This is a genomic window from Noviherbaspirillum aerium, from assembly GCF_008929045.1.
Lineage (GTDB): Bacteria > Pseudomonadota > Gammaproteobacteria > Burkholderiales > Burkholderiaceae_D > Noviherbaspirillum > Noviherbaspirillum aerium.
The window spans coordinates 16597-37258 of record NZ_VFAH01000028.1 but is presented as its reverse complement, the minus strand read 5'-3'; the positions used below and the strand labels follow the sequence as shown (position 1 = coordinate 37258).

Below are 20662 nucleotides of genomic sequence, written 5' to 3'. Positions count from 1 at the left end.
CATGGCATGAGTTGCCATGGGACGAGCATGAGACTCATTAGCGCGCCGGTACCAGAATCGCCGCGCACATCGGCCGCTCCGAGGGTAGGCACTGGTTGGGACGGGCAAACGGGTCGTCGAGCTTGCGCGCAAAGTAGCCGCTTCTCGTTTTCTCCGGCAGCAGCGTGCCCCTGACCTTGAACAGCAAGGTTTCGAGCACCATCGCATTGGTGGAGAGGGACAAGGTTTCCAGCGCCGCGCCGCTGTGCTCCAGCCGGCCTTCGAACCAGCCACGCTCCGGATGATGCAGCGGCTGGACCGCCTGCATCAAGCGGTCGGTATAGTCCCCCGGCCACATGACCCACATGCCGAATGCGGCGCGCGTCGATACCAGCGCAAGCTTCTCATATTCCTTGCCGTCGCTGCCCACCGTATTCCATGGATAGCCGGAGACGAATACGCCGTCGGTCACCGCATAAGGAGGCTCGCGCATCTGGTAATCGCTGCGTGCGGTCAGCACGCCCTCCTTCCGGAAGCGTGCTTCCTGCGCACGGTAAATGCGGTTGGCCATGTCCCGATAGTCCTGTGTCCCCGCCATCCCGGTTCCCGGATAGCGCCAGCCGAGTTCCATGCCCATCAGCACATGGGGCATGGTAAGTGCGCTGCTCGGCGCGCCGGTGGTGCGCGGGTCGCGTGCGTCATACGGCACGCGCACGCCGAGTATGGTGACGCTCTCGATCTGCGGCTCCGCCCAGATGCGTGTCGCGTCGAAGCCCCAGGCGGCAAAGCCTGCCGCTCCGATCTGTTCATAGCCCAGCCGGCCTTCGCGGTAGCGGTTGCGCTGGCCATTTTCACGGGAGGTGCCGAACATGGCGCCGCAATTGTCGATCACCTGGCAGAAATTCCAGCGCAGTACCGCCTTGTCGAAATATTCCTGGTATTGCGGATAACGGTTGCCGATGATCTTCATCCAGGTCAGCAGACGACCCGTTTCGACAGCCGACCAGCCAATGTCGGCTGGCTGGTTCGCATAGCTGACCATTTTTCCGGTCAGCGAGTTGTACAGCTTGTTGGGAACACTGCCTTCGGACAGATCCATGGTATTGAGAAACTTCAGCAGCCGGGACATGCGCGAGTCGAATTCCCGCGTGTCGATCAGCCCGAAGTCATGCGCCGCGGCGAGCGCCGCCATGTAATCGGCGACATGCCACATCGAGAAGGTGGGATAGCGGTCGAAGGAGTTGACCAGTCCGTTATCGGGATTGGTGTTGTTCTCGAAATAGCGCCATGCCACCTTGGCCCATTGCAGTTCCTGGGCTGTCAGCCGGCCATAACGGCCGTGGCTTCCCTCATGCAGAGCCGCATCCTTTGCCTTGGCGAACTGACCCGAGACTACGCCGCATCCGGTCATGAACACTCCGACCGCCAGCGCGCAGGCGGCACTCAACGCGCGCCGCCTCAGCATGCCCCTGCTCCGCCGCCGCAAGATGCCGTGTCGTTACGGCGGATGTTGAAGCGCGTACGGACCTTGTCGCCGTAGGCATCGCCGACGGTCTTTTCCCACAGGCCGCTCTTGCGGCCGCTCCACTTGAGCAGCTTGCCTTTGGCCTTGTACAGCAAGGCTTCCAGCATGATGCCGTTGTTGTTCGCGGTGAAGGTCTTGATGGGTCCCTTGCCGTTTTCCAGAATGCCCTCGTAATACCCTTTTGCGGGATCATGGGTCTTGGCAATGGTATTGAACAAGAGGTCGGTATAGTCCGATTTCCACATCACCCACATGCCGAGCGCAGCCTTGAGCGAGATTGCGGCAAATTGCGGCACATGCTTGCCGGTATCGGTGATGGTGTTCCAGGTAAAGCCGTCGGAGTATACGGTGTCGTAGACGAAGTACGGTTCCTGGTCGAGCTGATGCTCGGAACGGGCGGTGATGATGCCGGTATCGCGATGACGGTTTTCCTGCGCCTGGTAGACGCGCTGCGCGAAATCACGCATCCATCCATGGCTGTGGCGGCGGTCGTTGGTGTCGCGGTCGAGCGGCAGGTCCCAGTTGAATTCCATGCCGTCAAGCACATAGCTCTCGGACACCACGTAATTGTGCTGGTAAGTCTTGCGCGGATCACGCGAGTCGAAGGGCACATCCACGCAATGCGTATTCACGAATTCATACGGCTCGGGCTGCGATGCCATGTCGGTGGAGATGCCCCACAGCTCGAAGCCCTTGGCCGCATATTCCTCGTAACCCAGGCGGCCCTCCTGCACATACTCGACCTGTTTCTTTTCATTCAGGCGCGAGCCGTACAGGATGCCGCTGCGGTCGACGATGCGGTCGAACTTCCAGCGCAGCACGAAGCGGTCGATCGGGTCGGCCTGCTCCGGATAGCGTTCCTTGACGATTTTCAGCCAGATCAGCAGCCGACCGAGGTCGATCGCGGAATAGCCGATCTCGCCCGGCTTGTTGGCATAGTCGGATTTTTCCATCGTCTTGGTGTGATACACCTTGTTGGGCAATTCGTCGCGGAAGAAAGCCAACTTGTTGAAGGTGTTGATCACCGCACTGATTCGCTCGCCCGCCTGCCTGCGCTCGATGATGCCGAGTTCATGCGCGGCGACGATCGCGGCCAGATAGGAGGCGGTATCCCACATGGTGGTCGATGGATAGCCGTCGACCGCGTTCACCAGGCCCGATTCCGGCTGCAGGTTGTTTTCAAAATACTTCCAGGCGATGCGGGCCATGTTCATTTCCGCCTCGTTGAGCGGACCGCTGCGCTGGACATAGCGCGTTGCCGGCAGCTCGCCGCCAATGCAGCCGGCAGCCATCGTTGGCCCGTGCGCGCAGAGCAGCAGCCCGGTGAGACAAACTGCGATGCCGGATCGCCTCATGGTTTTTCTCCCTTTGCATGACCGAGCAGCCGGCCTCCCGCGATATAGGCCAGGCTTTCCAGCACCACGGCGTTGGTATTGGCGGTAATGGCCTTGTTGGCCGCGCCGTCTTCTTCATACTTGCCGGCATACCAGCCACGCTGCGGATCGAACAGCGTGCCGACTTCCTGCGTCAGCTTGCCGGTATAGTCATTGCGGTACAGCGCATGCCAGCCGAAAGCCGCCTTGACGCTCAGGCTGCGCAGCCGGCTTGCGTCTTCGCCCTTCTCCGTCAATGTGTTCCAGGCCTTGCCGTTACTGAACACGGTGTTGTAGACGAAATAAGGTGCCTGGTCGACATGGTCTTCGGTGACCGCGGTCAGCTTCCCGGTCTGCCGGAAACGCTCTTCCTGGGCACGGTACACGCGCCACGCGAATTCACGCGAGATGCGGTCGCCGCCGAATTCAAGACCGTCGAGCAGATACGGTTCGCTGAGCACGTAATTGTGTCCGCCCGTGGCTTGCGCATCGCGCCGGTCGTGCGGCACCGCGATGCCGTACACATCGGCGAAGCCGAGCTGCGCCTTGTAGTCGAGCGCCTCGGTGGCATCGGTGCCGAGCAGCGCGGCCGCCTTGGCCGCGTACTGTTCGTAGCCGAGACGGCCTTCCTGCAGCAGCTCCAGCTTGCCGCCGTCGTTCTGGTGCATGCCGACCAGCATGCCGTCGCGCGTCATGCGCGCCAGCTGCCAGCGGCTGACAACGCGCCTCGCCGCTTCGGTATGGCGCGGATAATTCCAGGCCACGATGCTCAGCGGCACCAGCATGCGGCCGATATCGATGGCCGACCAGCCGATGCCCTGCGCCGCCGGCTTGCCCGCATAGTCGACCATCTCCAGCGTGGCGGTACTGTACGACTTGTTCGGCAGCAGGCCGTCATACAGGGGCATGCCGGCCAGCGACTCCAGGATGTTTTCCATGCGCGCATCGAATTCCTTTTCATTCAGCAGTTCGAGGCGATGCGCCGATACCAGCGCCAGCAGGGTGGAGCCGGTGTCCCACATGGTGGCGGCCTGGTACTTGTCGACGGAATTCACCATGCCGGTTTTCGGGTCGGTATTGTTGTCGAAGTATTTCCAGGCGATGCGCGCCCATTCGCGTTCCTGCTCGCTAAGCGCCCTTGGCTCCGCCAGCGGCGGCACATCGCCGCTGTAGCGAATTTGCGCCTGCCCTCCCGCGGAAGCTTGCGCGCCGGGCTCAGACGCATTGGCTGCCTGCGACGGAACGCTATGTTTCTCGATCCACATGACGAGTGCGAAACCCACCGCCAAGGCGAGGATGAAGACGATATTGCTGCGCGCGCGCAAAAGATTTTCCTTGTTCATGCCATCCTCGTTGTCTCGGTTGCGGCCGCATCGGAGATATCCTCTTCCGGCGGCTTCCATTGCGCTGCCCTGATCATCGGCAGCATGACCAGGATATTGTTCAAGCCCCATGCGGCATTGACCACGAGACTCTGCAGCTCATTCGATTGTCCGAGGCCGAATACCCGGTAAGCGCCATACACGATCCCCGCAACCGTCAGCGCGACGACTGCCATCTGCGGAATCACGAGATGCAGGAAATTGCCTTCCTGCCTTTCCTTCGGCGTGACCGGAAACTTGATCTTTTCTCCCTTGAGCACAGTCCACAGCGCGCGGAAATTGATTGAGAAGAATGACAGATAGGATGCCTTGCCCTCCCATGACCTGACGCCCCACATGCCGAACATGAATGCCAGCTCGGTGGCAAGCAGGAAGGGCAGCGAATGCAGGTAGAAGGCGTTGGAATACGCCGACAGCGGCGGTACGCCGGTGAACAGGTAGATGATGGGCGCGGCAATGAAGACGACGTTCCAGATGCAGCCGAAGTAGGACCAGAAGGTCGACAGGTACATGGCGCGTTGCGCCCAGCTCATCTTGCCCTGGAACAGCGGATTGTCGCGGAAGCAGATATCGAGCGTGCCACCGGCATATTTGAAACGCTGGATCATCCAGGACAGCAAGTCCTGCGGCGACAGCATCTTCGATTCCACTTCCGGATGCAGCACCGACTTCCAGCGCCGGGCGACATCATTGTGCAGCACGATGGAAGTGTAGATGTCTTCCGAGACATGGAACTTGTACGGCGTGAACTCGGTTTCCAGCGCCACCTGGGTGCGCATGGCGCCGCTGAAGTCGTCGCGCAGACCGGGATCCTTGATCTCGGACGCGTATTTCTCCACTTCCTTGTCGACCTTCAGCGCATAGGCGCGCAGCGCCGCCTGCATCACGGCCTCCCTGCGGTGAATGGATCCGGCACCGCAGCAGAATGCAGCATTGGCCCAGTTGCGCCGACGCTGGATGACGTCATAGAACATCTGGGCATCGCTGACGAACGGGTCTTCGCCGAGGCGCACCGGTCCGACCAGGCGCTGCACCCCCGCGCCAAGCCAGCGTCCGACGCGGCCGGCCTTGCGCCCCCAGTACTGCGGCAGGCTTTCGCCTTCCGGAATATCGTAGAACCATTGAGGCGTCTGCACCCAGGCGACGTCGACGTCGCGAAAATAGCCGAGCGTGTGTTCTAGGAAGGTGGGGAACGGCCGGGTGTCGGCATCGCAGATGACGATGAAGTCGCCGCTGGTGTGCTCCATCGCATTGCGCAGATTGCCGGCCTTGAAACCGATATTGCTGGAGCGGGTGATGTAATTGACGCCCTCTTCTTCAGCCACCTGGCGCATCAGCGGACGACGTCCGTCGTCGAGCACATGCACCCGCAGGTCGATCGGATGCGGATAGCGCACCGCCTTGGCGTCGCGGATCGACAGCCGCACCAGTTCTTCCTCTTCACTGTAGGTGGTAATGAAGATATCCACCGAGATCGGACGGTCTTCGTCGCCGTGGGTGTCGGCGCATTCGCCGATGGTGCGCGGAGGAGGACGGCGCGGATAGTCCCGCACCCGCCACAGGTTGATCGCAAACAGCACCAGGCCGATATAGGCAAGCGTCTCGGCCAGCGCCAGCGGTATGGCGAACCACAAGGCATCGAAGTTCAGGGATTCGGTCCAGCGCCAGCGGATATAGTTGGCGCCGAGGATGAGTGCGACCACCACAAGGAACTGCCAGATCATCTCGATGGCCGGCGAATGCGGCAATGGCGGCGGCGGCCTGCGGTGCTCGAATTTGCTGAAATAAAATGCCAAGCGATACTCCTACCTTTGCTGATGAGTTGATAACCATGTTGAATGCTCCCGCCATTCCTGGTCCTGCCTGTCGTGACGGCGAGAGCCGGCTATGCATGCCGCAAGAGCTCTGGACGCCGCCATAACGGGCTATCTGCCGCGTTGCGATTCCTTCTCCCAACTCGTTACTGTCGTCTCGTCACGACTTGCAGCCGGCCGGTTCCAACGTAACCTCGGAGGCCTTTGCGGTACGCTTAATAAGCTCTAGGGATCGACCTCCTCCCCAAGCTTGTCGGTTTCGAATCGCTTCGCCATCGTCAACCGGTTGACGCCGTCGACGGACTGGTATTGCACCGCATCGAACGACAGCCTGATCAGCGCAAGACCCATTCCGTGTTCGGGTAAAGCAGCGACATTGTCAGGATCGAATTCGAATGGCACCGAACTGTCCCGTTCCAGGTTTTCCCGCGGAATCGGCTTTCCAGTGTCGAGCAATTCCGCAATGGCGGCATTGGATGACTGCTCGAAGCGCAGTTCCAGCGCCGCCGGATGCATTCCCGTATAGCCATGCGCCACCACGTTAGTCATTGCTTCAACGATGCCAAGTTCGATAGCGTCCTGGGCTTCCTGCGGAACGCCATCCGCCATGAAGGCACGCAGGGACTCGGCAATGGGACGCACTTCCTCCAGGCGCGCAGGCACGTTGAACTCGATCCTGCGGGTCATCGCGGACGGCTGGCCTGAGTCTGGAGTCGTTGTCATGGCGGAAGTCGTCATCGTTCGCTCATCGCGCAGGCTGGCGCTGCTGCACGATCTCACGCAGCATGTCATGCGTCTCGTCCTGGGCCAGGCCTTTGCGCGCATCGTCGAGCAGCCAGCCGATATCGGCGTCTGCGATGTCGACCACATCGCCATGGGGATCGATCAGCTTGCCGGCGAAAACAATGCGGTCGCTCAGCGATGCCACCGAGGCCACGCGGGTATAGTCGCCAATGATGCTTGCCCGTACCTGCGCGCCGGCTTCGATGACGCAGTTCGAGCCGATCACCGTCGGACCCTCGATCACGGCGCCGTCGCCGATCGATGTGCCGCTGCCGATGTAGACCGGTCCGCTGATTTGCACCTTGGACCAGTCGGCGCGGATGCCGAGGCCGACGCGCACGCCGGGCCGGATCTCGACGCCAGGCAAGCGGTAGCCGCGCACCTGGCCGCTCAGCGCAAGGCGGGTAGCATGCCAGAAGTCGGTCACCGAGCCGATGTCCACCCACTGAAACGGTTGCGCCACCGCGCAGACCGGCGCGCCTTTCTGTATCAGCGAGGGAAACAGCTGGCCGCCGATATCGTATTCCTGTCCGGATGGAATGTGATCGAATACCGACGGTTCGAAAATATAGATGCCGGTATTGGCATTGGTTGACAGGGCTTGCTCGGCCTTCGGCTTTTCCTGGAAACTCTTCACCCGGCCATCGCCATCGGTGACCACCACGCCGTACTTGCTGACTTCTTCCAGCGGCACGGTCTTGGTAACGATGGTGGCCACCGCGCCGCGGCTGCGATGGAATTCCAGCACTGCGCCGAGATCGACATCGATCAGCGCATCGCCACACAGCACGGCAAAGGTGCTGTCGAAGAAACCGCAGAAATCCTGGATCTTGCGCATGCCGCCGGCCGAGCCGACCGGATGGTCAACGAACTGTCCGTTCTCCAGCTGGCCTTCATAGGAATAGGCGATTTGCACACCCAGCCGCTCGCCGTCGCGAAAGTAGTTTTCGATGGCCGAGGACAGGTAGCTGGTGTTGATGAAAATCTGGTCGAAGCCGTGGCCTGCGAGATGCTCGATGATGGATTCCATCACCGGCTTGCGCACCAGCGGGATCATGGGCTTGGGCATCACGTTGGTAAGAGGACGCACGCGCGTGCCTTTACCCGCAGCCAATATCATTGCTTTCACGCCGATCTCCTCAGCTCAGCCTGTCAATCGCGTCGGACGGCGTATCCGCGATGACGAATACCTTGTCCATCCGGGTCAGCTTGAACAGGCTGAGCACCGCACCCTTCACATTGCATACCGCCAGCAGCCCTCTGGTACCCAGCGCCTTGAGCACCGAGACGATGGCGCCGAGGCCGCTCGAATCCATGAACTGCACCATCTCCAGGTCAAGCACCACAGCCTTTTCACCGGATTCGACCACCTTGAGCACCGCTTCCTTGAAGGACAGGGCTACCGATGCATCGATGCGCTTGAGCTGCGGCTTGATGATGGCCACGTCACGTTCCCTGCTGACTTCGATTAATTCCATGTTTTCTCCATTTTAATTTTTAAGGATTTGCGACATACAGGGAGTCCTCCTCCGATTGACCATGTCTTTAACTAGAAGTTTGCCTGTCCAGCTTTCCCCTTACCAGCTTGCCGACCAGGAAATGGAAACGCTGCCACGTCGGAAACCACCTTGCCCCGGCGTGTCACGCCCGGGATAGCGGTTGCCTGCATAGTTGTTGTACTGAATGGTGACCGTGCCCGGCCGCCAGTCAAAATATCCGAAACCGTAGGTAAAGTCCGGGTCCCAGGGCTGCTGCTGCGTACGATCAGGATAATAGAAGACCGTCGCATTCGCATACAGACTGTTAGGCAGGGTGTAACGGCAGCCCAGCGAGACCGTACGCTTGTTTTTCTTCAGTGAAAGGGTGGCAAGATCGGTATAGCGCTGCGTCAGGTTGGCATTGATACTGCAGTTGACCTGATGATCGTCCGCCACCTTGAACAGCGGATCAAGAATTTCCGGCATCTCGAACTTGTAACCGAGGGACCAGACGCCTTGGCGGAAACGGCTGACGGTCTCCGTCTCTTCCGGGCGCAACCGGTTGCCCGAGTAATTGCCATAAACCAGACTGAAGGTGTTCGGATGCCAGTCGTCATAGCCGAAGGCATAGGTGAAGTCCGGATTCCACGGCCGCTGGCGGTCGCCCATCAGATAGCGGTAGAAGGTAATGCTGCCGAACCAGTAGCTTGCCGGGTTGTAGCGCAGTTCCGCCTGCAACGTCGGCGAGACCGCCGGCGGGCCTTGCGTGCCAGCGCCGAGATCGCCACCGGCGCTGGTGCGCAACGGATAATCAAAGCCGAGCCGCAGGCGCAAGGGATGGGGACTGTTAGAAGCCTCGGTTTCGTCGGACTCTTTGGCGGCCGATGCCGATGCGGCTACCGTCGCCGTGCTGCCTGTTGCTGCCGGCTCCGACGTACCGGGAGCCGGTAAAGCCGGTTTATTCCAGTCCGATGCCTGTGCCGCCAATGCCTGTGCCCCCAATGCCATGCCGCATAGCAAGGCCGCTGCGGAAACACGCCATCCGTTGCCTGCATGGATGGTCATGCCTTGAATTCGGAAACTCAGCTGAACCTTCAATTCGCCAACCTCGCTCCAGAGAGACGCTGCCGGTTTGTTTCGAATTCAATGCTCAGGAAAGTAATGTCGTCCTTGTAGCCGTCTTCACCGCCGCGCCAGATCTTCAGCGCCTGGTCGATCGCTTCCCGTACTTCCTGCAGAGGCCGGTCGCGCGTCTGTGCCAGAACGCGTTCCATGCGATCCTGGCCGAACACTTCATCGTCAACATTCTCGCAGTCGGGGACGCCATCCGAATACAGGTAAAGACGCGTGCCTGGCGTCAGACGCAACAGATGGGATTCATAGTCGGCATGATCCAGAATGCCAATAGGCAAGCCGCCATTGCCGACCGCTTCGACGACGGCGGAGCCGGACCTGCAAACCAGCGCCGGCGGATGGCCTGCCTGTACCAGGGCCGCCTCGCCCGTCTCGCAGTCGAGGATGCCGAATACCATGGTGAGATATAGGCCTGACTCCGTCATCGACGCGAACCGTCGATTGAAATCCTGGACCACCTTGGGCGCAACCGCGCCGATATCTCCGCGCGCCGCATGCAGCAGATGCAGCATGTCCTGGCGGCTGGAACCCATCTGCCGCTGCGCGTAAAAAGCCAGCAGGGCCGCCGACACACCGTGGCCGGATACATCGATCACATAAAAGCAGAGATGGCGTTCGCCCAGCGGAAAATAATCAAAGATGTCGCCACCGAGATAACCCGAGGCACGGAACAGCCAGTCGAAGCGCACGCTGTCGATGCGCCTCGGTGCAGGCAGGAAACGCTGCTGCATCTCTCTGGCAATTGCCATTTCCTCGCTCAGCTTTGCATAGGCGCGCGACAGTTCCAGGTTGCGTTTTTCCAGATCGTCATGCAGTTCGGCTCTGGCCTGCTCCAGCCTTTTCTGTTCGGAGACATCATGGCCGATGGCAACGATGACCTGCAAGCCGTTCTGAGTCAGCCTTTGCATGCGCAATTCCAGGTGGCGTTCTTCACCTGCGGCACCTTTGCGTCGCTGGGCCAGCAATGCCCTGTCGCGCTGCCCGGTACGGAAGGTTTCAAGCAGCCTTTCCTTTTCGTGTGGCAGCTCCGTCTGCACCAGATCCGCAAGCTTGCGGCCTGCCAGGTTTCTGTCGCTGCAATCATGCGTCGCACAGGCAGCCGCGTTTGCATAGATGCATTCCATGGAACGACCGTCCACCAGCAGCACCTCGTCATCGAGCTGATTGAGTACCTGGCCAAGCAAGGCAAGGCGTGCCTCCCGTTTTCTCGCCTTGAGCAGGGCGGACAGGACCGTCGATAATTGCTTGAGGGATTCGAGCTGCCAGTCGTTCAGTTGGGCCGGACGGTCCGACAATACGCAAAGCGTACCGAGCTTGTAGCCTTCCTCGCTGGTCAGCGGCATGCCGGCATAGACCCGGATCGACAATTCTCCGGTAACCAAGGGGTTATCACGGAAGCGCTCATCTTCGAGCGCATCCGGCACATGAAATACGGTTTCCTGCAGGATGGCGTGTCCGCAGAAACTGATGTCGCGCGGCGTTTCCCTGAGATTCTTCAAGCCGTGCGCGGCCTTGAACCACTGCCGGTCTTTCGCGACCAGCGTGATCAGCGCATAGGGAACGCCGCAAATTTTCGCGGCCAGCGAAGCGATTTCATCAAATACGGCCTCGAATGGTGTATCCAGGAGCAGATAGCTGTCGAGATTTTCCACGCGCTGTGCATCGTCGGGAGGTGTCGGAGCGGCAATCATGTAAGCAGAGAGAGTCGTTTTTATTTTGGCTCGAGCGGCAGGCTCAGGTTCCTCATGCGGCAAGTATTGCAGCTTGATATTTCAAGGCCGGTACTCGATTGCCAGAAAGGTAACATCATCGGCGAAACTGTCGGTGCCGCCTTGCCAGCCGCGCAAGGCAAGATCCAACTGGCGCCCCACTTCCTTGAGAGGCATGGCGCGGGTTCGATCAAGCAGTTGTTCCAGGCGGGAGACACCGTATGTTTCTTCATGCAGGCTGTGGCAATCCGTAACGCCGTCCGAATACAGATAAAGCCTTGCGCCCGGCTCCAGTTGCAGGGAATGGCTTTCATATCGCGTATTGCTGACGAAACCAATCGGCAGGCTGCCGTCACCGATCGGCAACGGCGGTCCTTCCTTCGGCATCAGCAAGGCAGGCGGATGTCCCGCCTGTACCAGCGCCACTTCTCCCGTATGCTGGTCGAGTATGCCGTAGACCATGGTGAGGTAAAGGCTGGTTTCACGCATTTGCATGAAGCGGTTGTTGAAATCGGTGACCATCGCTGCGGCTGCGGATCCGATGCTTCCATACCTTTCGATCATTGCCGCTGCCTGGCGGTCGGATGCGCGAATCTGATGCTGGGCGTTGAATGCCAGCATCGCCGCCGACACACCGTGTCCGGAAACATCCACGACATAAAAGCACAGGTAGCGCTTGTCAATCGGGAAGTAATCAAAGCAGTCACCGCTGACATAACTCGATGCCTGGAAGAACCAGTCGAAATGGACCGGACCGATATTGCCCGGTTCGGGCAGCAGGCCAAGCAGCATCTTCCTGGCCATGTTCAGCTCGCGGCTTAACTGGGTATAAGCCGCATCGCGCTGCAAATGATGCACATAGGCCGCGGAGTGGTAGCGCAGGCGCGCCAGCATTTCAGCCTGCGCCGGCAGCTTGATGAGGTAATCGTTGGCACCGTCGGCAAACGCCTTGGCCTTGATTTCCGGGTCTTCTTTGGTGGACAGTACGACGATGGGTATGGCACGCGTTCGAGGATGCTCGCGGAAGCGGCGCACGAGCTCAAATCCGTCGGCATCGGGCATCACCAGATCCTGCAAAATGACTGTCGGTTGCCATTGCAATGCCGCATCCAGCGCCTGGTCCGCATGCTGGACCGCACGGAATTCTATGTCGCTCTGCCCTTTTGTTATTTGCCGAACTGCATGCGCCACGATGACTTGATCGTCGATAAGGAGTACACGTGTACGCAAACCTGGTTCTGGAGCCAATAACGCTTGTTCAGCTCGGCTCGGGGAAACAAACGCAATGTTTTCTTGAAAATTACCCGGGAGATGGTTCGTTGAAAGCATATATTTCGCTGCGGTCGGCTATTTATTCACCGACGAAGATACAAGAAGAGACAGTAGTTTGCTAATTAATTTAAAGTTTTTCTTGCCTACAATAAGAAAGGTTTGAAACGGGGCTTGAAAGCCCATGGAAATTGAATGAATTGCTTGCCGGGAGGTAAATGGCGCTTAAGCTACGGAAAGAGTTTCAGTCCATTGGCCATCACATCACTTTCAACATTAGGCAAATAAGAAAGGCAGGCATCACAATCATTCGACAACAATTATGGGAAGTTCTAGCAAACTGAAATCTGTCGCGCTGCCATGAGGAACTTCGGAAGGCTTGCGATCTTGAATCGGCAATACAAATCCTTTCATCGGCTACTGGCCAGAGTCGAAAAGAACGTTCGTACGAAAGAAAAATAATAAAAATGTGTTGTAAAAATGCGAAAAACTTATGAAAAACAGTCGCTTGCAATTTGCAAGCAATGTATGCTCTTGTCTTGGAAATTACTACATTTGCACGGCTTACTTTTCGAGCTCTATCGCAACGCAACGGTAATGCGGAATCAGATTCCGCTGCCGGATTTCCAGCACAAAAACAACCTACTTGGGATTGAAAAATGAAAAAATCGCTTCTCGCTTTGGCAGTTCTCGGCGCAGTCGCCGGTGCAGCGTCCGCACAGACCAGCGTGACCATCTACGGTGTCGCCGACGTCGGTATCTCCCGCACAGACACCAACCGCACTGAGCCGATCTGGGCTCTGTCCAGCGGTCAGCAAAACGGCAGCCGTCTCGGCTTCCGCGGTACTGAAGACCTGGGCGGCGGTCTGTCTGCAATCTTCACTCTCGAAAACGGCTACAACATCGATACAGGCGCGCTCGGTCAGGGCGGACGTCTGTTCGGCCGCCAGGCATTTGTCGGCCTGTCCAGCAAGGGCTTCGGTACCGTCAAGCTCGGCCGCCAGTACTCGCTGAACCACGACGCACTCAACGTGTTTGATCCGTTTGCGACCAACCTCGCAGGCAACACCGAGAATGCCATCGTCGGCTCCGCAGGACTCGGTTTTGCCGGCCTGCCGTACTTCTTCGCCGGCAGCGTATTGCCCCTGGCAGCAGCTCCGACTGCAAGCGCTCTGCCGATCGGCGCAACTCCGGCTGATATCCGCGTAGACAACTCCATCGTCTACCAGACCAACAACTTCGGCGGCTTCACCGGCGCGCTGCAGTATGGCTTCGGCGAACAGTCGACCGCCTTCCCGAACGGTCGCCAGATCGCCGCTTCCGCAACCTATGCAAACGGCCCGATCGCTGCAGTGGCGACTTATCACACCGCACGCGCTACAGCTGGCGGCGTTGATCAAGAGTCCTATCTGCTCGGCGGCACATACAACTTCGGCGTTGCCAAGCTGCACGCCGGCTTCCAGGACAACGAAATCGATGCAGGCGCAGCGCGATTTGAAAGCCGCACCTACCTGCTCGGCACAACTGTTCCGGTCGGCCCGGGCAACATCATGGCTTCGTGGATCCGCGCTGACGTGAGGAATGTCGACGTTCAGTCCGACCAGATCGCTCTGGGCTATACCCATCCGCTGTCCAAGCGTACCAACCTGTACACCTCGGCAGCATGGCAGCGTACTGAAGCAGCCGGCGCTGCGGACGTGAAGGCAAACATCTTCAACGCAGGCATCCGTCACCTGTTCTAATTCTGGTTGAAGGGCATGCCCCTTATCAGCTGTACTAACCAGTAGCAGGCAACAAGCAAAAAGGCACCTTCGGGTGCCTTTTTGCCATTGAACGATCAATGAAACATCCGGACTGCCATCAGGTATTCAACTGGTCAGAAGCGTCTGAATGCAATAATGCCCCCTCTGCTGGAAAATCGAAGATTCCGGCAATATCTCCCATATCGCGCCCCACTACGCTCATTCCCGAGACCGCATCGCCAGCGACAACAAGGCAACTTTTCATCACATCATTCAACTCCGGCAACCCATGCCGATTCGGCAAAGGAAGCTTCTAAACAATATGCTGGTGGCAAGGGGCGGCGAGACATATCATTCCTTTCATGCTGCGTAGAAGAAGGCGCCGCGCCTATTCCCTGAGAGGCAATAAATGATCGAGAAAAATATTGTTGAACAGAGCGCAGTCACCCTGCGCCGCCTGATCGGCACCAAGGAGATATCGCCCGTTGAATTGCTTGAAGCATGCATCGCCCGCATCGAGGAAATCAACCCGCATATCAATGCCGTTACAGCCACATGCTTTGAACGCGCGCGCCGTGAAGCGCTGCAGGCGGAAAAAGCGGTGCTGTCAGGTCAGCCGCTGAAACTGCTGCAGGGTCTGCCGATCGGCATCAAGGATCTGGAAGAAACCGAAGATCTGCTCACCACTTACGGTTCCGCGATCTATCGGGCCAACGTGCCGGCCCGCGACAATGCGCTGGTTGCCCGCCTGCGGGCGGCCGGCGCCATCGTGGTCGGCAAGACCAATGTGCCCGAGATGGGTGCCGGCGCGAACACCCGCAATACGGTATGGGGCGCAACCGGCAACCCGTTCAATCCCGAACTGAATGCCGGCGGCTCATCGGGCGGTTCCGCCGCCGCGCTGGCAGCCGACCTGCTGCCGCTGTGCAGCGGCTCCGATACCGGCGGCTCGCTGCGCATTCCTGCCGCCAAGTGCGGCGTGGTCGGCTTTCGGCCGTCACCCGGTTTGCTCCCCAGCCAGCGAAAACTGCTGGGCTGGACGCCGATCTCGGTTGTCGGACCGATGGGCCGCAGCATGGAAGACGTCGTGCTGCAGATGCGTGCCTGCGTCGGGCTCGATGTCAGCGATCCCCTGAGTTATCCCGCTTCGGCTGATGCATTCGCCGCGCTGGAAGAGATCGACCTCTCCACGCTGCGCGTCGGATATACCGAAGATTTCGGACTCTGCGAAGTGGATGATGGCATTCGCAAGCTGTTTCGCGAAAAAATCGCCTCGCTGCGTGGCCTGTTCAAGTCCTGCGAGCAGATTCAGCCGGAGCTGGGCGATGCGCATCGCTGCTTCGACGTGCTGCGCGCGGAGAGCTTTGTCGCCGGCTTTGAAGCCGCGTACAAGCGCGATCCATCGTCGCTGGGACCGAACACCCGTGCCAACTATGAGATGGGTGCCGCAATGAGCCTGGTCGACACGGCTTGGGCCAGCGCCGAACAGACGCGCCTGTTCCGCCGATTCCAGGCACTGTTCGACAGCTACGACCTGATCCTGTCACCGACCACGCCGGTCTCGCCCTTCCCGTGGACCAACCTTTATCTGAAGGAGGTCAATGGCGTTGCGCTGGAAAACTATTACCGCTGGCTTTCCCTCACCTATGTGGTGACCCTGGCTACCAACCCCGCGCTATCATTGCCTTGCGGACTGGATCACAAGGGCATGCCGTTCGGCCTGCAGGTGGTCGGCGGATTCCGGCGCGACGCCCATCTGCTGGCATGCGCGTCTTCGCTGGAACGTGCCTTTGCCGCCGATGCCGGATTGCGCAGACCGCGCCCCGATATTGAAAAACTCAAGCGCACCCGCGTCGACCTTACAAGCATCGTCACCGATCCTCCATCAGGCAGCGGAGGCGGCAACCATGCGGCGCAGGAAGGCGCTTCCGCAGTCTGAAGGTTTGTTCATGGAGAGCGACATGCAGTTTGACTTCATCATCGTCGGCGCCGGCATTGCAGGCGCCTCTCTCGCCAGCGAACTGGCTCCGCACGCGTCGGTCGCGGTGCTGGAACAGGAAGCGCAGCCGGGTTTTCATTCCACCGGACGCTCCGCCGCCCTGTTCAGCGAAACCTATGGCACCCCGATGACCCGTGCGCTGACCCGTGCCAGCCGTTCCTTCCTGCAGTCTCCGCCCGAAGGATTCGCCGAGCATGCAATCCTCACGCCGCGCGGCGTGATGCATGTGGCGATGACGGGCCAGGAAGACTTGCTGGAGCAGGCGATGGCGGCGGCCCTGCAAGGATCGCCGGATGCCGCGCGCCTGAGCGCACGCGAGGCGATCGAGCGCTGCCCGGTGCTGCGCGAAGACGTGGTCGCCGGCGCGGTGCATGAACCGGATGCGATGGATATTGATGTGCATGCGCTGCACCAGGGGTATCTCAAACACCTGCGTTCCGCCGGCGGCAAGATATTCAATGACGCGCGACTGGCGCAGGCCGAGTTCGAGAACGGCATATGGACAGTTCGCCTGGAAGACGGCCGCATTCTGAACGCACCCCGGCTCGTCAATGCGGCGGGCGCCTGGGCCGACACGGTGGCGCGCAATTGCGGCGTGCCGCCCATCGGCCTGCAGCCGAAGCGAAGGACCGCCTTCACCTTCGATGCGCCGGCCGGCATCGCCTTCGCAGGCTGGCCAACGGTGATCGGCATCGATGAATCGTATTACTTCAAGCCGGATGCCGGACAGCTGCTTGGCTCGCCGGCCAACGCCGATCCGGTCGATCCGCATGATGTGCAGCCGGAAGAACTGGATGTCGCGATCGGCATCCACCAGATCGAACAGGTAACGACGCTGCAGATACGTCGCCCGCGCCACACCTGGGCCGGTCTGCGTTCCTTCGTTGCCGACGGCGATCTGGTGATCGGTCCCGACAATCATCAGAAACATTTCTTCTGGGTGGCCGCGCAGGGCGGCTACGGCATACAGAGCGCGCCCGCCGTGGCCCGGCTTGCCGCCTCCCAGCTGCTGCAGCGCCCGCTGCCTGAACATCTCGCCCGCCACGGCGTGCGTGCCGAGCCGCTGTCGCCATCGCGCCTGCGTTGATCCAGCCTCCGAAAGTTACCTCATGACCGACATGCCGCCCAGCACCCGGAACGAAATTCAGCGTTTCCCCAGTTCCCTTCCACTGCCCTTTTCGCGCGCGGTGCGTGCCGGCGGCTTTCTGTTCCTGTCCGGCCAGATTCCTATGGATGGCGAGGGCAAGGTCGTGCGCGGCGATATCGCCGCGCAGACGCATGTGACGATGGATCGCATCGGCGAATCGTTGGCGCTTGCGGGCGCCAGCTTCAACGATGTGGTCAAGGCCACGGTGTGGTTGTCGGACCTGTCCCTGTTCCAGCAATTCAACGAGGTGTACCAGTCCTATTTTCCGCAGGGCTTTCCTGTACGCTCGGCGGTGGAAGCCAAACTGGCCTTTGGCGTCGACGTGGAGGTCGAAGTGCAGGCCTGGCTGGGAGGGAAATAGTCGGCTGCATTGAGCCAATATGCCGATGAGCCAATGGAACCCCCGGGTGCCGGGCGAGGCGCCCGGGTGTATCTGGCCGCCGCTCCTCTTCCGATAACGGGATGAATGCGATTCCTGTATGCGCCCGGCTTGGTTCAGCGGCTTAGCCCGCGCGCGGCCACCGGCCACACGCATTCGACGGTGCGGCCGCGGAAGCCGATCAGTTCTTCATGCAGATTCAGTGTCGGATCGCAATGCCCCGGCACCAGCAGCACCAGCTCGCCCAGTTCGGGCTGCCGTTCATCATCGCTTACCGTCACGATGCCGTGCTCGTCATTCGCGGAAATATATTCCAGCTCCTTCCTGCCGTGGACATGCGGCAAACCGGAATCCACTGCTAGCGACTTCAGTCCCGCATCAAGCACCACCCTCCCCTCTCGAATGCGGCTCATCACGGCGCTGGCCACGAACAGGCTCTGCTCGAAGCGCAGCCCGCCTGTCCACTCATTGCGGCCGTAATCGCCATCCATGAAAACATAGGAGCCGGGCTGGAGCTCGGTATAGACGCCGCTTTCCAGATCGAATTCGACACTGCCGGTGCCACCGCCTGTCACGACCGGACAGCGAATACCGGCAACGTCCATCGCGCGCAGGAATCCGGATGTGCGTTCGTTCGCACGCAGCACCGCGTCACGTCGCTCGCCATGCCCGCGCAGATGCTGCACGCCGCCGTGATAAGCCTGCAGGCCGCCGAAGCGCATGCGGCTCTGTCTCGCGATCATATCGATCAACCGCAGGCAGGAGGCGGCGTCGGGCACCCCGCAACGACCCTGGCCGATGTCGGCTTCCACCAGTACTACCAGGCTTGCATCCGCTTGCCGCAAGGCTTCCTCAAGCCATTCCACCTGGGTCGCATCATCCACGCACACGCTGATGTCAGCATGCAGCGCAAGCCCGGCAAGCAGCCTCGCCTTTTGCGGACTGCCGACTTCATTGCTGATATGGATATTGCGGACACCGGCCTGCATGAAGGGAACTGCCTCGCTGATCTTCTGGCAGCAGATGCCGGCCGCGCCCCGCGCCAACTGTGCCAGGGCAATCTGCGGGCACTTGTGCGCCTTGGCATGCGGACGCAGCTGCAGGCCGGCACGACGCACGTTGTCCTGCATGAAGTCGAGGTTGCGCTCGAAGGCATCGAGGTCAAGCAGCAGGGCCGGCGTATCGATCTGTTCGAGGGCCTGTCCTGGCGTGGCGGCGGGTGGCAGCGGGAGAAATTCCATGGAGTGCTCCTTTTGTTCTTTTACATGGCGAAACGCTCATGCCGCAAGCGACGCGCCGCGTTCATGAAAGCGGCGGTATTCCTCTTCCGGCACAAACAGTCCGCCGGTGGTCCAGGCGATATGGGTTGCCTGGGGCATCAGATCCAGCAGTCCATGTCGTGCAAGGTAGGCCTGCCCTTGTTGGTCATTGCAAAGCATGCCCGGTCCGGACAGACCGGCTGCCGCCGAGGGCTCGATGCGGATGTCTTCCTCGCGCTGCGCAAGATAAAGATGACGGAACAATTCTGCATCCTCCACCGTATAGACGCCCGACAGCAAGGGCTCCATCAGCGCCGCCGACAGTTCCGAAGCACGCGGCACGGCAAGTCCATCTGCCTCGGTGCGGTTGCTAAGACCGATGTCGTAAACCGAGCGTGCCGCGCCCGGGCCATCCATCATGTGCAGCATGAAGCATGGCGACTGTGTCGGCTCGGCGAAAAAGCAATGCACATGCGGCCCGAACAGCTGCTTCAGGCCGAATGCGATGCCTCCAGGCGCGCCGCCGACCCCGCACGGCAGATAGACGAACAGAGGATGCTTCGCATCGACGGCGATGTTCGCGGCGGCAAGCTGTTCCTGCAGTCGCGGCGCGGCAGCGCTGTATCCGAGCAGCAGCGACAGCGATCGCTCGTCGTCGACAAAATAGATGTAGGTATCCTGCTCGGCCTGGCGGCGCCCGGCGGCCACCGCCTGTTCATAGTCGCCGGCATGCTCGACGACCCGCACCCCGCGATTGCGCAGACGTTCCTTCTTCCATTCCTTGGCGTCGGACGACATATGCACGGTGGCCCGGAAGCCGAGCGCCGATGCCATCACGCCGATGCTGAGGCCAAGGTTTCCAGTCGATCCCACTGCCACTTCATAGCGGCCGAACAGCTCCCTGGCCGGAGCCTCGGCCAGCTGCGCATAGCTGCCGCCCGCCTTCAGCAAACCGTGCTCGCTTGCCAGCTTCTCGGCGAATTCCAGCACTTCATGGAAACCGCCGCGCGCCTTGATCGATCCCGCGATCGGCAGCGAATGGTCGGCCTTGATCCAAAGCCGGCCGCGCTCCGGTCCGATGCCCAGCGCCCGTTGCAGGCGGGGCGTCTCGACCAGCGGCGATTCAATGCTGCCGCCCGAAGCCTGCAGCTCCGGAAACAGCCGCGTCAGCAGCGGCGCAAAGCGCTGCAGCCGGGATTGCGCGGCCAGCATGTCGTCGCTGGTGAGATCGGACGGTCCGGCTTGTTGCGCCAGCGATGGATTGAGCCAGAGGACAGGGTGGCCTGCGGCAAGCTTGGAGAATTCGGTGGAAGCGTCCATAAGAATCGATTGTCTTTGTTGTCCTTGTTTCTTTCATACGGGCCATCGCCGCAACCGCCGCCAGCCCCGCGCCGCGCAGCAATATCGCCAACAGCAGCACGCCGGCAGGAACCGGCGGCACCGCTTTAAAGCGCATCGGCGATACCGGAGCACCATGATGGAACAGCGGCTGCAACACCGCCAGCATACCGATTCCTGCCAGAATAATCCCAAGCACGGAATGAATTAGGCCGGCCCCATTTGAGCGGCCCCCGCCGGACCCAACTCCCGCGACAGCCGGAGTGCCGCGGCGCTGAGGGGTAATGAACAGGCATCCCACCCAGAAATCATCCTGGCTGCGGATTGCGGATTGCGATGCGCAAGTCCACCT

The 20662-nt window shown here is 60.3% G+C and carries 16 protein-coding genes; 4 read left to right on the top strand and 12 right to left on the bottom strand.

Annotated features, from left to right (window positions below):
• Window positions 1-37: 37 nt before the first annotated feature.
• The 10 genes from FH061_RS25685 to FH061_RS25640 form a co-directional block, all read right to left on the bottom strand.
• Complete coding sequence (locus FH061_RS25685) at window positions 38-1444, bottom strand: DUF3131 domain-containing protein (protein ID WP_151638686.1); 1407 nt, start codon at window positions 1442-1444, stop codon at window positions 38-40.
• Window positions 1438-2859 (bottom strand): DUF3131 domain-containing protein, encoded by a 1422-nt coding sequence (locus tag FH061_RS25680; protein WP_151638685.1) that lies wholly within the window; start codon window positions 2857-2859, stop codon window positions 1438-1440. The genes FH061_RS25685 and FH061_RS25680 overlap by 7 nt, the downstream gene beginning before the upstream one ends.
• Window positions 2856-4220: a DUF3131 domain-containing protein gene (locus FH061_RS25675; RefSeq protein WP_151638684.1), complete on the bottom strand. Its 1365-nt coding sequence runs from the start codon at window positions 4218-4220 to the stop codon at window positions 2856-2858. The genes FH061_RS25680 and FH061_RS25675 overlap by 4 nt, the downstream gene beginning before the upstream one ends.
• Window positions 4217-6055 carry a glycosyltransferase gene (locus FH061_RS25670; RefSeq protein WP_151638683.1) on the bottom strand — a complete coding sequence of 613 codons (1839 nt, stop codon included), beginning with the start codon at window positions 6053-6055 and terminating at the stop codon, window positions 4217-4219. The genes FH061_RS25675 and FH061_RS25670 overlap by 4 nt, the downstream gene beginning before the upstream one ends.
• A 243-nt stretch (window positions 6056-6298) precedes the next feature.
• Complete coding sequence (locus tag FH061_RS25665) at window positions 6299-6796, bottom strand: ATP-binding protein (protein ID WP_192805260.1); 498 nt, start codon at window positions 6794-6796, stop codon at window positions 6299-6301.
• 22 nt (window positions 6797-6818) lie between these two features.
• Window positions 6819-7976, bottom strand: coding sequence for a sugar phosphate nucleotidyltransferase (locus tag FH061_RS25660; protein WP_225984893.1), 1158 nt, complete (start codon window positions 7974-7976; stop codon window positions 6819-6821).
• Window positions 7977-7995: 19 nt separating this feature from the next.
• Window positions 7996-8334, bottom strand: coding sequence for an STAS domain-containing protein (locus tag FH061_RS25655; protein WP_151638680.1), 339 nt, complete (start codon window positions 8332-8334; stop codon window positions 7996-7998).
• Window positions 8335-8433: 99 nt separating this feature from the next.
• Window positions 8434-9399, bottom strand: coding sequence for a hypothetical protein (locus tag FH061_RS25650; RefSeq protein ID WP_151638679.1), 966 nt, complete (start codon window positions 9397-9399; stop codon window positions 8434-8436).
• 29 nt (window positions 9400-9428) lie between these two features.
• Window positions 9429-11159 carry a SpoIIE family protein phosphatase gene (locus tag FH061_RS25645; RefSeq protein WP_151638678.1) on the bottom strand — a complete coding sequence of 577 codons (1731 nt, stop codon included), beginning with the start codon at window positions 11157-11159 and terminating at the stop codon, window positions 9429-9431.
• Window positions 11160-11240: 81 nt separating this feature from the next.
• Entirely contained in the window at window positions 11241-12407 is a 1167-nt protein-coding gene (locus FH061_RS25640) for a PP2C family protein-serine/threonine phosphatase (protein ID WP_192805259.1), read from the bottom strand.
• A 698-nt stretch (window positions 12408-13105) separates the two neighbouring features.
• On the opposite strand from FH061_RS25640, the gene FH061_RS25635 reads away from it, so the two are divergent.
• From FH061_RS25635 to FH061_RS25620, 4 genes are all read left to right on the top strand, one after another.
• Complete coding sequence (locus FH061_RS25635) at window positions 13106-14188, top strand: porin (RefSeq protein ID WP_151638676.1); 1083 nt, start codon at window positions 13106-13108, stop codon at window positions 14186-14188.
• Between the two features lie 409 nt (window positions 14189-14597).
• A complete protein-coding gene (locus tag FH061_RS25630; RefSeq protein ID WP_192805258.1) occupies window positions 14598-16127 on the top strand; it encodes an amidase in 1530 nt (509 codons plus the stop codon).
• Window positions 16128-16137: 10 nt separating this feature from the next.
• A complete protein-coding gene (locus tag FH061_RS25625; protein ID WP_404822512.1) occupies window positions 16138-17274 on the top strand; it encodes an NAD(P)/FAD-dependent oxidoreductase in 1137 nt (378 codons plus the stop codon).
• Between the two features lie 22 nt (window positions 17275-17296).
• The gene (locus FH061_RS25620; protein ID WP_225984888.1) at window positions 17297-17695 is read left to right on the top strand and encodes a RidA family protein; all 399 of its coding nucleotides are present in this window, start codon (window positions 17297-17299) and stop codon (window positions 17693-17695) included.
• Between the two features lie 134 nt (window positions 17696-17829).
• Here FH061_RS25620 and FH061_RS25615 read toward each other — a convergent pair whose 3' ends face one another.
• Together FH061_RS25615 and FH061_RS25610 are read right to left on the bottom strand one after the other, a co-directional pair.
• A complete protein-coding gene (locus FH061_RS25615; RefSeq protein WP_151638674.1) occupies window positions 17830-18954 on the bottom strand; it encodes a DSD1 family PLP-dependent enzyme in 1125 nt (374 codons plus the stop codon).
• Window positions 18955-18990: 36 nt separating this feature from the next.
• Window positions 18991-20292, bottom strand: a complete 1302-nt coding sequence (locus FH061_RS25610; RefSeq protein ID WP_151638673.1) for a D-serine ammonia-lyase — start codon at window positions 20290-20292, stop codon at window positions 18991-18993.
• Window positions 20293-20662: the final 370 nt, after the last annotated feature.